The sequence below is a fragment of the Ruegeria sp. HKCCE4148 genome (assembly GCF_017872495.1).
Classification (GTDB): domain Bacteria; phylum Pseudomonadota; class Alphaproteobacteria; order Rhodobacterales; family Rhodobacteraceae; genus Ruegeria.
Map to the genome: position 1 here is coordinate 289858 of NZ_JAEDOS010000002.1, position 14513 is coordinate 304370.

The following is a 14513-nucleotide window of genomic DNA, read 5'->3' on the forward strand; positions in this document are numbered from 1 at the left end:
ATGAAGATCATTGCCTGCTACAGCAACAAGGGCGGTGTCGGCAAAACCGCGACCTCGGTGAACCTGGCTCATGCATATGCACATGCAGGCAAGCAGGTTTTGCTGTGTGATCTAGACCCTCAGGGCGCGTCGGGTTTTTATTTTCGCGTGAAGCCGTCCAAAAAGTTGACGGACGCGCGGTTTTTCGAGGACGTGGAACGGTTTACCAAAGCGATCCGGGCCAGCGATTTCGAAGGATTGGACGTGTTGCCCGCAAATCTGACCTTCCGCGATTTCGATGTTTTCTTGTCCCGAATGCGCAACAAGCGCTCACGCTTGAAAAAGGCGCTGGTGTCCGCCGGCAGCGATTATGACGTGGTCCTTCTGGATTGTCCGCCGAACTTTTCCACCCTGTCTGAAAACATCTTCAAGGCGGCAGATGAAATCGTTGTTCCCGTCATCCCCACGACTCTGTCCGAGCGAACGTTTGATCAATTGGTGCGCTTTTTCGACGAACACAAGCTGCGCAAGAAGAAGTTGCGTGCGTTCTTTTCGATGGTGCAGAAACGAAAGGTTTTACATCAGGAGACAATGGCCTCGATGCGCAAGCTATATCCTAAACGGTTTTTGCAAACGGCGGTTCCATTTGCTGCGGATATTGAAAAGATGGGTCAGCATCGAGCGCCCGTCAGCACCTATGCCGGGCGCAGTGCAGCCTGTGTGGCCTATCGGGCGCTGTTCGACGAACTGGAAAACGGAGTGGTTTCAACCCAATGAGCAAAGAAATCGAGCGCAAGTTTCTGGTGGCAGCCGCGCCGGACCTGAGCAACGCGCAGAAATCCGTTGTGCGACAGGGTTACTTGACCGCGCCTGACGACTCGACTGAGTTGCGGTTGAGGCAGAAGGACGATGCGTTTTTCCTGACACTGAAAGGCGGCGGTGGTCTGGTCCGTGTTGAGCGCGAGGCACAAATCACAGCGGAACAGTTTGAAACCTTCTGGCCCGAAACAGAAGGCCGCCGTGTCGAGAAAGAGCGTTACACCGGGCGTTTGCCGGATGGGCTCATGTTCGAGCTGGATATTTTTTCCGGTGATCTGGCGCCGTTACGCCTGGTTGAGGTCGAATTCGACTCGGAGGATGATGCCGAAGCTTTTGTACCACCTGATTGGTTCGGGGCGGATGTAACAGAAGACAAACGCTTTAAGAACAAGACGATGGCAACAAACGGTATCCCGATTTAGGGATTCTGCGCCAGATAGATCGTCGCCTTCAGCCCAGGATCACAATTTTGGGCTGCAAACCTTCCGCCATGCATATGCGAAATCGCTGCGACCAATGCCAGACCCAGCCCGGCGTTTCGCTCCGTACGCGCAGGGTCAAGCGTTACGAAAGGCAGTTGCAGGCGATCCAGTTCTTCAGGTGGGACGCCCGGGCCTTGGTCGCGCACGTGCAGACATGCAAAACCGTTTTCGGTATCCAGCGAAATCGTGATGGTCGACTCCGCAGGCGCATATCGCATCGCGTTTTCAAGCAGGTTGGACAGGGCCTGTGACAATAGAGGGCGGTGCCCTTCGATTGGGGGGGCTGAGCCAGTCACCTCGAGTGTTATGCCCTGATCGGCAGCCACCGGGTCGTAAAGTTCGACAACATCGCCGACGAGGTGCTGCAAGTCGATGGTTTCAAACTGTTCGCGCCCAAGCCCGGCTTCGGCGCGCGAAATCTCGGTCAGCTGTGCCAGCACGCGCAGCACGTGGTCAATTTCTGCCGTAGCGCGGGCGACATCGATTTCTCGTTCCAAATCGGTTTTTCCCGGCTCTGACAGGGCTTCAACGCGCTGGCGCAGGCGTGACAATGGAGACCGCAGGTCATGCGCGATGGAATTCGACGTGGTGCGCAGGTTGCTGATCAATTCTTCGATCCGGTCCAGCATGTTGTTCAAAGTGCCCGAGACCTGGTCGAATTCGTCGCCGGTTCCGCGCAGGGGCATTCTTTTGGATAGATCGCCTGATACGATGTTTTCTGCTGTGCTAGCTATGTCCGAGAGGCGTGCAAAGACCAGGCGTGTAAACAGCCAGCCGGTAATCACGCTCAGCACAAAGGCAATCCCCAGCGCCAGTGCAACGGATCGGAACAAGACGCGGTCAAACTGCTGACGCGTGGCGGCGTCGCGCCCAACCAGAAGACGCTCTCCGCCGGGCAGGCGGATCGATGCAGCAGAGACCGGAACAAGCTGGTCATTGTCGGCGCGGCGAAGCTCCAGATCGACCCAACCACTGCCTGCTGCAACATTGACAGGCCAGGATTTCAGGTTGCCCACCAGCTTGACCCCAAGCCGGTCGGTCAACAGGTAAAGCGCGTCGCGTTCAGAGGCGCTTGGCAGGCGACGTTCGATTGCGGTGATCAGCCCAAGCAGGCCTCGCCGTTCATATTCATCCGCCAACCCGGTCAGCTCGGCCGAGACGACCGAGCGTGTCTCGGCTTCAATGCTTCGGTTCGCGGTGACGTACACCACGGCCAGTACCGACGCAGTCAGAAAGGTGCTGAGAAACATGCTGGTCGCGACCAGCCGTGTTCTGGAATTGTTTAGGGAAAGCCGAAGGTTATCCATCGGACATCATGTAACCCGCGCCGCGAACGGTTTCAATCAGGGGGGCATCGCCGCCTTCATCCAACTGCCGCCGCAGCTTTGAGATATGGACGTCGACAACATTTGTGTTTGGATCGAAGTGATAATCCCAAACGCCTTCAAGCAGCATGGTGCGAGACACCACACGGTTCTTACGGCGCAGAAAATACTCGAGGATCTGGAACTCGCGCGGGGTGAGGGTGATCTCATGCCCGTCGCGGGTAACCTTGCGGGTCAACAGATCCATCTCAAGGTCTTTGCAGGTGAGTGTCGGAGTTTCTTCGGATTCCTGAGGACGACGCAGCAGAGCCTCGATGCGGGCGTGCAACTCCTGAAAGGAAAACGGTTTGACCAGGTAATCGTCTGCGCCCGAGCGCAGGCCCTTGACCCGTTCATCCACCGCGCTCATGGCTGTCAGCATCAGGACGGGTGTTTTCAAACCGGCTGCCCGCAGTGACTTGATCAAGGACAGCCCATCCAAGCCCGGCAGCATCCGGTCCAGTACAATGGCGTCAAACCCGCCATCTGTGGCGTGATACAACCCTTCGCGCCCATCTGCGGCGGTTTCGACCACATAGCCTTCTTCGCCGAACCCTTTGGCGATGAAGTCCCTGGTGTCAGCGTCATCTTCCACGATCAACAGGCGGCGGCTCATGGTCTGGCTCCTTTCTATCGGGATTTAAACACAATTTTCAGGTGATGCACATGGAATTCGGGGGATCTTGCCGGGTGCTGGGCACGCACCCGGCAAGCCCGGCAGACAGTGGACAATTCTGATCTGCCGGGTGAGGCGCGCCGAAAATCCCCATCAAGCGGCGCGCCCGGTTTCCTGATCAGGCGAGTTCGACTGCGACGAAGATCTGACTACCGCCGCGATTGATCAGCACCAGAGCCGGATCGGTCTTTTCGCTGTCCAGCGCCGCCTTCAAAGCATCGGGTGTGAACGTCTCTTGGTTGCCCAGTTTGACGATCACGTCACCACGCTGCAGACCGGCCTTTGCGGCGGGGCTATCGGGTTTCAGATCCGTGACGACAACACCGTCGACAGTCTCGGGAATGCCCGTCTCGGCACGGACCGTTTCAGTCAGCGGGGCTACAGTGACACCCAGTGTCGTACCTGCAACCTCAGCCTCGACCGGTGTATCAGGTTGGGCAGACGCCGCCTGATGCTGACCGACTGTCAGAGTCAGCGTTTCCTGCTTACCATCACGCAAAACCGTCAGAGTGCTGTCCGTGCCAACTTTGGTCGTGCCGACGAGAATGGGCAGGTCACTGCTTGAGTCTACGGCTTCATCGTTGAACGTCAGGATCACATCGCCTTGCTTCAGAACACCATCCGCCGGGCTGTCGGAAACAACATCGGACACCAGCGCGCCAGAGGAAGCATCGATACCCAAAGCGGCTGCAAGTTGTGGGCTGACATTTTGGATCGAAACGCCCAACCAGCCACGGCTGACCTGGCCATCGTCACGCAGGTCGGCTGCGATATGCTGGACGATATTCGAAGTCACCGCAAAGCCCAGGCCAACGGATCCACCGCTGGGCGAATAAATGGCTGAATTCACGCCAATAACTTCGCCTTCCATATTGAACAGGGGGCCGCCCGAGTTGCCCTTGTTGATCGCAGCATCGGTTTGAATGAACTCTGCATAGGGGCCTTCAGAGATGTTTCGCCCTTTTGCCGAGACGATGCCGGTGGTCACTGTGGAGCTGAGGCCAAAAGGATTGCCGATGGCCACGACGTCTTCGCCGACACGGATGACATCGCTGTCGCCCAGTTCAACGGCCTGAAGCGCGGTGTCCGGGTCGATTTTCAAAACGGCGATGTCGGTCAGCGGGTCGGTGCCGACCACCTCGGCTTCATAGCTGCGATCATCACTCAGCCGAACGGTCACGGTAGAGGCGTTGTCTACGACATGATGATTGGTGACGATATATCCCGCCTCATCCAGCACAAAGCCCGAGCCCAAGCCCTGTGCCGGACCGCGCTGGGGTGCATTGAAACCTTCGGGCGCACCAAATCGCTTGAAGAACTCGCCAAACGGGTGCCCGTCAAAGTCGAAGTTTTGCCCAGGCGCTGCGCTAGGTACATTGTCCTGCTCCGCGATGATGGTCACCACCGAAGGGGAAACGGTTTCAACCAGATCAGCCAGTGCCTCGTCCGCCACGGACGGAATGGCTGTTGTCGCCAACAGCGCGGCCCCTAGGGCGCTGATGCCCATCCAGTTGGAGGTTCGGGGAAGTAAAAGCGATGATTTGCGGATGCTCATTTCTGTCTCCTGTATGTGTCGCGCAGATTCGACTGCGCGTTAAAGCAAGAGATGCAGCACCAGGATTGGTCTTTCCTGAGGGATACGTGAAGAAATCTTAATTTCGCCACAAAGGCGATGTTCTGTGACGATCGACGTCAGACTGGATTCGTCGAAATTGACGGGTCGGAGTCGTGCGAATCGGAGGATTGTTGCTGAAATCGACGTCAAACTCTCAAAACCGTTGAATTATTTTTGTTTTGTTGACAATGATTGGTCAGCAGGATGGGGGAAATAGCTGCTCCCTCAATGGTTGTGTGTTTGAAGGCTGCTGGTCGGCCTTGACACCAAAAATGTAACGTGTGCGAGGTGAAATCGCGAATAAGTTTGCGCATAATCTCGAATCGTTATCTTGTGCATAAATTCGAAATCGCCCTAGGGTTGATCGTCGTAAATGGCGTTGTTGCCCAAAAACCATTCAGAGTTGAGCCAAGTTAACCATTCCCTCCAATTTTACATTGTTTTGAACGATCAGATCAGTGAGGATGAACATGCCCAAGTGAGGGGGAGCCAAAAGCGCTAGGGGGCGCTGCTGGTTCACTCGATCACCGAGAGTTTTAGCGGCGTGTTAACGAGGGGGTCTTGTTTAGGTTTGGCGGCTATTTAGTCAGCGTGCTTTGACGGCGCACTGGCCGGACTTTTGGGATTGAGGAAAGTGGTAGTCCTGTTTTGGGCAACGGCCCGGTCTTAACAGACCGGGCCGAGTTTATTCTGGGGCACGGTTTTTTTTCCAAGCGTCCCAGTCTTGGGGTGTATCCAAGTCCAGCAACGCATTTCGGTCGGGCAGGCGGTGCAGGTACACTTTTTGTGCATGTGCCTGGACCACCTTTTGCGCGCCTTCATCGCCCCGTAGGCCCGAGAGTTGATCAAAGAGCGATTGGTCAAAGACGACTGGATGGCCCGGCTTGCCATTTGCAGTGGCCCCGCGCCAGATGAGGTTTTCCGGGTGGGCATCGCGTGCCTGTAAAACCGCGCGCAGATCGAGCTGAGTCAGGTTAGGCAGATCTGCAAGCAATACCATGACAGCTTCTGCACCCGGCGGAACATGTCGCATCGCCGCCCGTAAGCTTGCATTCATTCCCTCTGCGGCTTCAGCGACCGGCACCGGAAGAACGTCCAAACCCTTTAGCGCCTCATATCGAGGATGCGGTTTTGGGGGCAGGGCGACTAATACGGGACCTACAGCTCGCGCCGTGCGTGCGGATCGCTTCAGCAGCGGGGTGTCGTCGATTGGTTGCATCAACTTGTCCACGCCGCCCATGCGGCTGGATTGACCGGCGGCCAGCAGTATGATGGGAACATCAGTCATGCAGCCACCATGCCGCCGGTAAAGCGCAGTGTCATCCCCTCATGCGTGCCCCGTCCGGATCGAACAAGGGCGTCGAGATCACCCGGGCCTTACGCATCTGCCCCAGGATTTCGATTTCGACCTCAAGCCCGTCTGACACACGCTCAGAAGGCAAGAACCCCATCGCAATGGATTTCTGCGCGAAGTGAGAAAAGCCACCCGACGTGCAGAAGCCAACCACCGAACCGTCCAGCCAGATCGGCTCATAGGCGTTGACGTCTGCATCTTGTGCATCGACTTCAAACGCAACCAATGTGCGGGCGCTTCCGTCCGCGCGGTCTGCCTCGGCGGCGGCGCGGCCGATAAAGTCGCTGTTCTTGCGGAAGGAGATGAAGCGGTCCAACCCGGTTTCCGCAGCGGTGTAATCAGGCGAGAACTCTCGCATCCACGAGCCAAAAAACTTGTCCAACCTCAGGCTCATCATCGCGCGCATCCCAAAGGGAACCATGCCATGTGTTTGCCCGGCTTCCCACAATGCCCACCAGAGTTGTCGTTGGGCCATCGGATCGCAATAGATCTCGTACCCAAGATCGCCGGTATAGCTGACACGTTGAACGATACAATCGGTCATGCCAACTGTCATACGGCGGACATCGAGGAACTGGAAATCACTCAGATCGTCACGCGTGCAGGCGGCCAGCACCTGTGTTGCCTTGGGGCCTGCGATCTGAAACCCGTTCAAGCGGTCGCTGATGTTCTCGATGGATACACCTTCCTGCACATTTTGTAAGAACCAGCGCATGTGGAACGCTTGGCTGCCGTATGAGGCCGTAAGTCGAAACTCGTTTTCGCTCAGACACGACACGGTGAAATCGCCGATCAGTTTGCCTTTGGGCGAGAGCATCGGTGTCAGGGACAGGCGGCCGGGTTTTGGCATACGTCCAGCCATGATCCGGTCCAGCCAATCCCGCGCCGATGGTCCGGTGATCCGGTATTTACCAAAGTTGTGGACCTCGTTGATACCCACGTTCTCGCGCACAGCGCGCACTTCGCGACCTGTCGCATCGAACGCGTCAGACCGTCGGAACGATGGGGTCTCGAACCCCGGCTCCTCTCCTTGGGCAAAGTAGTTGGCGACTTCGAGCCCGTATTGCTGGCCCCAAACCGCGCCCAGATCACTGAAGATGTCGTACATCGGCGTTGTGCGGTTGGGACGCGCTGCGGGCAGTTCCTCGTTCGGGTAGGCGACGCTGAAGCGTTTCTGATAGTTCTCGATCACTTTGGGGCGGGTATAACCGGGGCTGATCCAGTCGCCGAACCGGGCCACGTCCATGGCAAACACGTCGCGTTCGGGCTCGCCTTCGATCATCCATTGCGCCAGCGTCAGGCCAACACCGCCGCCCTGGCTGAACCCGGCCATCACGCCACAAGCCGACCAGTAGTTGCGCATTCCGGGAACCGGCCCGACCAGAGGGTTTCCGTCGGGTGCGAAGGTGAACGGCCCGTGGATTACAGACTTCACACCAGCTTCGGCGAGAACTGGGAAACGTTTGTAGGCAAATTCGATGCTGTCGGTGATCTTGTCATAGTCATCAGGCAGCAGTTCATGGCCGAACTCCCAAGGTGTTCCATCGACGGCCCAGGGTTTACAGGGTTGCTCGTAAAACCCGATGCAAAGGCCGCGCCCTTCCTGCCGGAGATAGCTTTCGCCCGCCGGGTCCATCACATGGGGATGCTCGCCACCGGCGTCGATGATCGCCTCGATCTGAGGGATCGAGTCCGTGACAAGATATTGGTGTTCCATCGGGTGCAGAGGGAAGTAGATACCCGCCATCGCGCCCACCTCGCGCGCCCAGAGACCGCCTGCATTGACCACATGCTCCGTGTGAATCGTCCCCTTGTCGGTCACCACATCCCATGTGCCATCCGGGCGCTGGTTGGTTTCTCGCACCATGCAATGGGTTTCGATCGTGGCCCCACCCATCCGCGCCGCCTTGGCGTAGGCATGTGTGGTGCCCGAGGGGTCAAGATGCCCATCGAGAGGGTCGTAGAGCGCGCCGATGATGCCATCGGTATTGGTGATCGGGGCGATTTTTTTGATCTCGTCCGGCCCGACGATTTCTGTTTCCAACCCCATGAAACGGTGCTTGGCGCGCTCGGCCAGCAGCATGTCAAAACGGTCCTGATTGTCGGCCAGGGTCACGCCGCCGACGTGGTGCAACCCGCAGGACATGCCTGTGATTTCTTCCAGCTCTTTATACAGTCGGATGGTATAGCCCTGCAGCGCGGCCATATTGGTGTCGCCGTTGAGGGTGTGAAACCCGCCCGCCGCGTGCCAGGTCGATCCGCTGGTTAACTCGGAGCGTTCCAGCAGCATGACATCCGACCAGCCCAGCTTGGTCAGGTGATACAGGACTGAACAACCGACGACACCGCCGCCAATGACCACCACGCGGGTTTGCAGTTTCATAAAGACCTCCGATTGATTTCCGCCAGTGTGCGCAGGGCGCTACTGAGCGCAATGCCAAACGCGACAAAACTTGTCGTGGAAGTCATTCGCAAGGCTGGATAAACGCACCCAAGGTCGGTCACGCGCCCGTTACAGAATCAATCTAAAGGCGCTGCGACTGCACCTTCGTGAGACTCTCAGTTAGGAAATGAAATGAGTAAATTCGAACTCAACCCCCAAGCGTTGAGCCGCCGTGAGTTCATGGCGAAATCTGCGGCCCTGGGCCTGAGCGCGGCTGTAGCCAGCACCATTTGGGCTGAATCCGGGCTGGCGGATACGCCCAAGAAAGGGGGGCACTTTGTTCTGGGTCTGAAAGGAGGAGAAAGCACCAACACTCTGGACCCGGCCCTGTCGACGTCGCACGTGACTGCGAAGGCTTTGCGCGCCTTTGGCAACACTTTGACGATTGTCACCGCAGATGGCGACATTGCCCCCAGCATTGCTGAAAGCTGGGAAGCGTCCGGGGATGGCAAGGTTTGGACTTTCCGCATTCGCAAGGGAGTAGAGTTCCACAATGGAAAGACCTTGACGCCAGAGGATGTTCAACAGACGTTGGCGCGTCACTCGAACGAGGATGCTCAATCCGGTGCGTTAGGGATCATGCGTGGGATCGAGGATATCCGGGTCGACGGTGACTATGTGGTCGTCACCTTAACCACCCCAAATGCGGACCTGCCGTATCTGATGTCGGATTACCACCTGGTCATGCAACCGGGTGGCGGCATGGACAATCCGGCCGAAGGCATTTCGACCGGGGCATACAAGGTCGTCGCGGACGAACCGGGCGTACGCTATGGGTTCGATAAATTTGCCAACCACTGGGATGACAGCGTCGGCCATTATGACAGCCACGAGATTCTGGTTCTGAATGATGACACCGCTCGTTCGGCGGCTTTGCAGTCAGGTCAGGTTCACGCGATGAACATCGTCCCACCACGGACCGCGAAACTGTTCGGGCGCGCGCCTGGCATCAACATCAACGCCACATCGGGCCGCGGGCACTACATCTTTGTTATGCATTGCGACACCGCTCCGTTCGACAACAAAGACCTGCGTCTGGCGCTGAAATACGCGATCAATCGCGAACAGATGGTCGAGAATGTATTGCGCGGCTACGGCTCGGTCGGGAACGATATACCGATCAATGAAGCCTATCCTTTGTTCGATGATACGATGGAACAGCGCGCTTTTGATCTGGCCAAGGCTTCCGAGCACTACAAAGCGTCGGGCCATGATGGCTCGCCTATCGTACTGCATGTCTCGGATGCCGCTTTTGCAGGTGCCGTTGACGCCGCGCAACTGTTCCAACTGTCAGCGCAAGAGGCGGGTATCCCGCTGGAGATTCAGCGTGAGCCCGCAGATGGGTACTGGTCCGAAGTGTGGAACAACAAGCCGTTCTGCGCGTCCTATTGGGGTGGTCGCCCGGTGCAGGATCAGATGTGGTCGGTTGGTTATCTTTCCACTGCCGACTGGAACGATACGCGTTTCAAAAACGAACAGTTCGACGCGTTGCTCTTGAAGGCGCGTTCCGAGTTGGACGAGACCAAGCGCAAAGAGCTCTATGGTCAGATGGCCCGGATCGTCTGGGAAGAAGGTGGTCTGATCAACCCGATGTTCAACCAGTTCATCGATGGCTACTCGGATAAGGTGACCGGCTGGGGCGCGCACGCCAATGGCGACCTTATGGACGGCTATGTCGCCAGCCGTACCTGGTTCGCCTGAGGTAGAGATTGCGACCGGTGCCCTGATTTGGGGCACCGGTTTTCGCGACGCCTTACAGCGGGCGGACTTTCAAAGCGGTGATACGATTGCCTTCGCGATCGGTCACTTCGAAGCGGAACCCGTGGAACGAAAACACCTGACCCACGACGGGGATCATTTGTGCTTCGTGTATGACCAGCCCAGCAAGTGTATTGGCCTCTTCATCCGGCAGTGACCAGTCCAGCGCCCGGTTGGCATCACGGATGGTCATTGCGCCTTCGACAAGGTACTGCCCGTCTTCGGTGCGGGTGACAGGCACTTCTTCATCAATGTCAAATTCGTCTGCGATTTCGCCTACGATCTCTTCCAGAATGTCTTCCAGCGTGATCAGTCCGCGCAAAGATCCGTATTCGTCGACCACCAGTGCAAAATGGCTGTGCATCCGCAGGAATTCACGCATCTGGTCGTCCAGAGTGGTGGTTTCCGGCACGAAATAGGGGTCATTGGCAACTTTACCGATATCAAAGCTGGCCAGACGGTCAGTGCCGCCATCGCTGCCACCGGCTTGCGCATACATCGCTCGGAAAAGGTCTTTGGCATGCACAACACCCACAATGTTTTCCGGCTCATCCCGAAAGACGGGAAGGCGCGTATGCGGGCTTTCCAGACATTGCTTAAGGATCGCTTCGGGCGCGGCGTCGGCGTCAATCATCTCGATATTCGAGCGGTGCAACATGATCTCTTCCACCGCGCGGTCACCCAAATCCAGTGCGCCCAGAATACGGTCGCGGTCTTCCTTTTCTACCACGCCTTCGGAATGGCCCAGTTGCAGGGCGCCGGCAATTTCTTCACGAACAGCCAGAATGTTGCTGTCGGGGTCGATCTGCACCCCAAACAGGCGCAAGACACCGCGCACCAGCAATCGCACAGCGGCAACGATGGGCGAAAACACCGTCACAACCACGCTGATGATTGGTGCAACCGCAGATGCAGCTTTTTCAGAATTGGTGATGGCGTAGGTCTTCGGCAGCACTTCGGCAAAGATCAGAACCAGCAATGTCATCACCAGTGTCGCCAAGGCCACGCCGCTTTCGCCGAACAAGCGTGTGAACAACGCCGTCGCCAGCGACGCCGCCAAAATGTTGACCAGGTTATTGCCCAGTAGAACCGATCCGATCAGACGTTCGTTGTCATCGGTGATCTCGAGCGCCTTTTTTGCCCCGCGTGATCCTTTGTCGGCCTGCGCCCTGAGTTTTCCGCGAGAAGAGGCCGTAAGCGCTGTTTCCGAGCCAGAAAAGAAGCCGGACAAGACGAGCAAAAGGAGGATAGCACCAGAGGTAAACCAGAAAGTGCTGTCGATCAGAGAAGGTGAGGGTTCCATAGGTCCTTGAGAGCTAGAGTTCTGCATCCGTTATGGGGATGCGACCCCGCCGGATCAAGGGCTTAGCCCTCGTCTTTCTTGGGGTCTTTGCTCAGCGGGTGATGCTGCAACACCAGTTCCGCCAGACGTTCGTCCAGAACATGGGTGTAAATCTCGGTTGTTGCGACGTCGGCGTGACCCAACAGTGTCTGGATCGAACGCAGATCAGCGCCATTTGCCAGAAGATGCGTGGCAAAGGCATGTCGCAACGTGTGCGGCGTAACCTTTTCGGGTGAAACACCACCGTGCACGGCCAGTTCCTTGACCAGCAGAAAGAACCTGTGTCGCGTCAGATGGCCCGATTTCCCGCGCGACGGGAACAAAAAGCGGGACCTTTGGCCACCTTTCTCAACGGTCTGCTCTTCGGCTTCATCCCGTTCGGTCAGCCAATCGGCCAATGCATTCCGCGCAGGTGGGGACAATGGCACCATGCGTTCCTTGCCACCTTTGCCCAGCACCAGCAGCATACGCGGATCGCCGCGCGCCGAGGAAACGGGCAGGGACACAAGTTCGGTCACGCGCATTCCCGTGGCGTAAAGCAGTTCCATCAGGCAAGTGTTACGCAACCGGTCCGACTGGGTGCGTCCGGTTTGGCGCGCTGCTTCAAGAAGGCGGTCCACCTCGGGCACACCCAAAGTTTTGGGAAGACGTTTCTGTCGCCCGGGACCTTTGATCTGAATGGCCGGGTTCACATCGTGCCAACCTTCCTCGAAGGCAAATCGATAGAGTTGTTTGATGGCCGAAAGACGTCGCGCTCGGGTGGAACGGGACAAGCCCTGCGCATCGCAGTCGATTAGGTAGGCTTCGATTTGGTCGCGGTCGGCCTGTTCAAACCCTGTGGCTCGGTGCTCCAGCCACGCGGCAAGATCTTTCAGATCACGCCCATAAGCCAGCAACGTGTTTGTCGCCGCGCCAAGTTCAGCCGCCTGCGCTTGCAGGAAGGTTGAGATCCATAGCTCGTTGGATGCTGGGCCGCCCATGGTCACCGCTCTTGCAGGATCAGCAGCGTCAGCGCGGCACGGCGGGCCGTGTCCTCAAGCCCCACCTTTCGGAAGGTTGCGATTGCTCCGGCCAGATCCACCAGATTGCCGCGCGCGCCATGGGCAAACAGTTGCATCGCTTCCAAAATGGCTTCGCCCAACTGACCGTTGGCTAACAACGCGTCGATGTCGCTGGGCACAGGTGCCAACCACTCGAATCCCTGCGCGACGGCATCTGCCAAGGGGGAAGGGGAAACAGCGCGTCCGGGATCGCCTTGCGCAAGTGCCGCAAGGAACAATGTGTCGGTCCCGTTGTTGGGCGTAGCAAGGGCTGCACGCTCATACATGTCGGACAACATGAGGATGCGCCAGCGCAGGTTTTCGGTGGCGGGCACCGGCAAAGTTACCTGCGACAAGCGCTCGGCAAAAAGGTCGGCAAAGGATACTTCAAGTCCCACGCTGCGCATCTGTTGCCAGACTGTAGGCAGAGTCTTTCCGATGGCGTCGGCATTGCCCGTATTCAGCGCGCTTTCAAATTGTTGGATGGCTGCGACACGATCCCAGACTGCACCAGAAGCAGCGGGATCACGTTCGGTATACAGGCCCAAGAGCTGATTTGGGGTCAAAGCACCGATCCGCGTCAACCGTTCTGCGGCTTCGATCTGAGCCTTCCAGCCCGCGACGTCCCGCAGATCTGCATTGGCAAAAGCACGCGGCAAAGGGGCGGATGGCAGGCGTTCCCCGATGGCTTCGAACAGCCGGAAACTCAGCGGGTCCGGGTCTTCGGGCTGCGGCAAATAGGCTGCGCCCTCATAAAGCTCGGGGCTTAGAAACCGATCAAGAACAGCAAGTTCTTCGGGCGGCAGAAGTTCTAGTGCGTGCGCCGCTTCGAGTGTCAGCGCCGCAGACGCCCAATCCCCGCGACGTGCTTTGCAGAATATCTGCACCGCATAGTTCTGCGACAGATGAGGTTGGGCAATCAGGGCGGTGCAGCTGCGATCTTCGTCCCCGGTCAGCAGAGTTGCGTCAAACCAGCGTTGAAACCGCTCCTGGGTATCCGTCGGTCCTGCCAATTGCACAAGGGATTGTACAGGATCTGCTGCACCCAACTGCATCAGCCGATCCAGGCGGGCCAAAAGCAGCACCTCTTGCGCATCAGGCCCGGACGGGGCGCGGGATTCGGACAAGAGCAACGTGAACAGCAAGCGCTGCATGGCAGGATTGTCACGAACAGGGATTTTGGAGATCAGCTCAGCCAGGCGAGCGGGGTCACTGCCTTTCCAAAGGTCGATCGGCAGTCCCGTAACGGTGGACGAAACAAGACCCAACGGCCGCGACAGAGCCTCAAGCGACGTCACCTCGATGTCCGGTAATGCGCCGTTTTGGGCGACCGGGGGCTCTAGCAGAACGGTTCCGGGAAGGTTTTCGGGCGGATTTGACAGCCAATCGATGGCTGACAAAGGGTCCTGCGCCTGTGCCGATCCTGCCAGAAAGACGGCAAAAAGCGCCTGTTTAGTCGACATCCAGCACGACCGGTTCGCGGATTTCACTTTGGGGTGCTGAGAAATCCGCGCCAAAGAAAGGACCGACATAGGCATAAGCCACCAGCCCAATGAAACCCAGGCAAAGAACATATATCACGAATTTGATCAGACGGCCCATGGCCCCACGCTGCCTCAATTTTTGATTTTGGCCAAGTTA

Annotated in this window: 12 protein-coding genes; 3 read left to right on the forward strand and 9 right to left on the reverse strand. The window is 57.6% G+C overall.

The window, feature by feature from the left end; all coding sequences use genetic code 11:
• Together I9187_RS06590 and I9187_RS06595 are read left to right on the forward strand one after the other, a co-directional pair.
• Entirely contained in the window at positions 1–756 is a 756-nt protein-coding gene (locus I9187_RS06590) for an AAA family ATPase (RefSeq protein WP_209509235.1), read from the forward strand.
• Positions 753–1220 (forward strand): CYTH domain-containing protein, encoded by a 468-nt coding sequence (locus tag I9187_RS06595; protein WP_171174464.1) that lies wholly within the window; start codon positions 753–755, stop codon positions 1218–1220. Before I9187_RS06590 ends, I9187_RS06595 begins: the two co-directional genes overlap by 4 nt.
• Here I9187_RS06595 and I9187_RS06600 read toward each other — a convergent pair.
• The 5 genes from I9187_RS06600 to I9187_RS06620 all read right to left on the reverse strand — a co-directional run bounded on the left by I9187_RS06600 (position 1217) and on the right by I9187_RS06620 (position 8672).
• Positions 1217–2530 (reverse strand): ATP-binding protein, encoded by a 1314-nt coding sequence (locus I9187_RS06600; protein WP_245223147.1) that lies wholly within the window; start codon positions 2528–2530, stop codon positions 1217–1219. The genes I9187_RS06595 and I9187_RS06600 overlap by 4 nt on opposite strands.
• A gap of 49 nt (positions 2531–2579) precedes the next feature.
• Positions 2580–3260 (reverse strand): response regulator transcription factor, encoded by a 681-nt coding sequence (locus tag I9187_RS06605; protein ID WP_171174460.1) that lies wholly within the window; start codon positions 3258–3260, stop codon positions 2580–2582.
• A gap of 178 nt (positions 3261–3438) precedes the next feature.
• Complete coding sequence (locus I9187_RS06610; protein ID WP_171619176.1) at positions 3439–4875, reverse strand: Do family serine endopeptidase; 1437 nt, start codon at positions 4873–4875, stop codon at positions 3439–3441.
• 745 nt (positions 4876–5620) lie between these two features.
• On the reverse strand, positions 5621–6223 hold the full coding sequence (locus tag I9187_RS06615) for a nucleotidyltransferase family protein (RefSeq protein ID WP_171727514.1): 603 nt from the start codon (positions 6221–6223) through the stop codon (positions 5621–5623).
• A gap of 31 nt (positions 6224–6254) precedes the next feature.
• Positions 6255–8672: an FAD-dependent oxidoreductase gene (locus tag I9187_RS06620; RefSeq protein ID WP_171619172.1), complete on the reverse strand. Its 2418-nt coding sequence runs from the start codon at positions 8670–8672 to the stop codon at positions 6255–6257.
• Between the two features lie 192 nt (positions 8673–8864).
• Here I9187_RS06620 and I9187_RS06625 point away from each other — a divergent pair, with 192 nt between their 5' ends.
• A complete protein-coding gene (locus I9187_RS06625; protein ID WP_171174452.1) occupies positions 8865–10433 on the forward strand; it encodes an ABC transporter substrate-binding protein in 1569 nt (522 codons plus the stop codon).
• A 52-nt stretch (positions 10434–10485) separates the two neighbouring features.
• Here the strand turns inward: I9187_RS06625 and I9187_RS06630 are convergent, their stop codons facing one another.
• From I9187_RS06630 to I9187_RS06645, 4 genes are all read right to left on the reverse strand, one after another.
• On the reverse strand, positions 10486–11793 hold the full coding sequence (locus I9187_RS06630) for an HlyC/CorC family transporter (RefSeq protein WP_171174450.1): 1308 nt from the start codon (positions 11791–11793) through the stop codon (positions 10486–10488).
• Between the two features lie 62 nt (positions 11794–11855).
• The gene (locus tag I9187_RS06635) at positions 11856–12812 is read right to left on the reverse strand and encodes a site-specific tyrosine recombinase XerD (RefSeq protein WP_171174448.1); all 957 of its coding nucleotides are present in this window, start codon (positions 12810–12812) and stop codon (positions 11856–11858) included.
• A 2-nt stretch (positions 12813–12814) separates the two neighbouring features.
• A complete protein-coding gene (locus I9187_RS06640; protein WP_171174446.1) occupies positions 12815–14335 on the reverse strand; it encodes a hypothetical protein in 1521 nt (506 codons plus the stop codon).
• A complete protein-coding gene (locus I9187_RS06645; protein WP_171174444.1) occupies positions 14325–14474 on the reverse strand; it encodes a hypothetical protein in 150 nt (49 codons plus the stop codon). The genes I9187_RS06640 and I9187_RS06645 overlap by 11 nt, the downstream gene beginning before the upstream one ends.
• Positions 14475–14513: the final 39 nt, after the last annotated feature.

What these genes read in the sequence shown, in the direction of transcription:
- I9187_RS06590 (WP_209509235.1), top strand. Translation starts at nt 1, where the DNA reads ATGAAGATCATTGCCTGCTACAGCAACAAGGGCGGTGTCGGCAAAACC.
- I9187_RS06595 (WP_171174464.1), top strand. Translation starts at nt 753, where the DNA reads ATGAGCAAAGAAATCGAGCGCAAGTTTCTGGTGGCAGCCGCGCCGGAC.
- I9187_RS06600 (WP_245223147.1), bottom strand. Translation starts at nt 2,530, where the DNA reads ATGTTTCTCAGCACCTTTCTGACTGCGTCGGTACTGGCCGTGGTGTAC.
- I9187_RS06605 (WP_171174460.1), bottom strand. Translation starts at nt 3,260, where the DNA reads ATGAGCCGCCGCCTGTTGATCGTGGAAGATGACGCTGACACCAGGGAC.
- I9187_RS06610 (WP_171619176.1), bottom strand. Translation starts at nt 4,875, where the DNA reads ATGAGCATCCGCAAATCATCGCTTTTACTTCCCCGAACCTCCAACTGG.
- I9187_RS06615 (WP_171727514.1), bottom strand. Translation starts at nt 6,223, where the DNA reads ATGACTGATGTTCCCATCATACTGCTGGCCGCCGGTCAATCCAGCCGC.
- I9187_RS06620 (WP_171619172.1), bottom strand. Translation starts at nt 8,672, where the DNA reads ATGAAACTGCAAACCCGCGTGGTGGTCATTGGCGGCGGTGTCGTCGGT.
- I9187_RS06625 (WP_171174452.1), top strand. Translation starts at nt 8,865, where the DNA reads ATGAGTAAATTCGAACTCAACCCCCAAGCGTTGAGCCGCCGTGAGTTC.
- I9187_RS06630 (WP_171174450.1), bottom strand. Translation starts at nt 11,793, where the DNA reads ATGGAACCCTCACCTTCTCTGATCGACAGCACTTTCTGGTTTACCTCT.
- I9187_RS06635 (WP_171174448.1), bottom strand. Translation starts at nt 12,812, where the DNA reads ATGGGCGGCCCAGCATCCAACGAGCTATGGATCTCAACCTTCCTGCAA.
- I9187_RS06640 (WP_171174446.1), bottom strand. Translation starts at nt 14,335, where the DNA reads ATGTCGACTAAACAGGCGCTTTTTGCCGTCTTTCTGGCAGGATCGGCA.
- I9187_RS06645 (WP_171174444.1), bottom strand. Translation starts at nt 14,474, where the DNA reads ATGGGCCGTCTGATCAAATTCGTGATATATGTTCTTTGCCTGGGTTTC.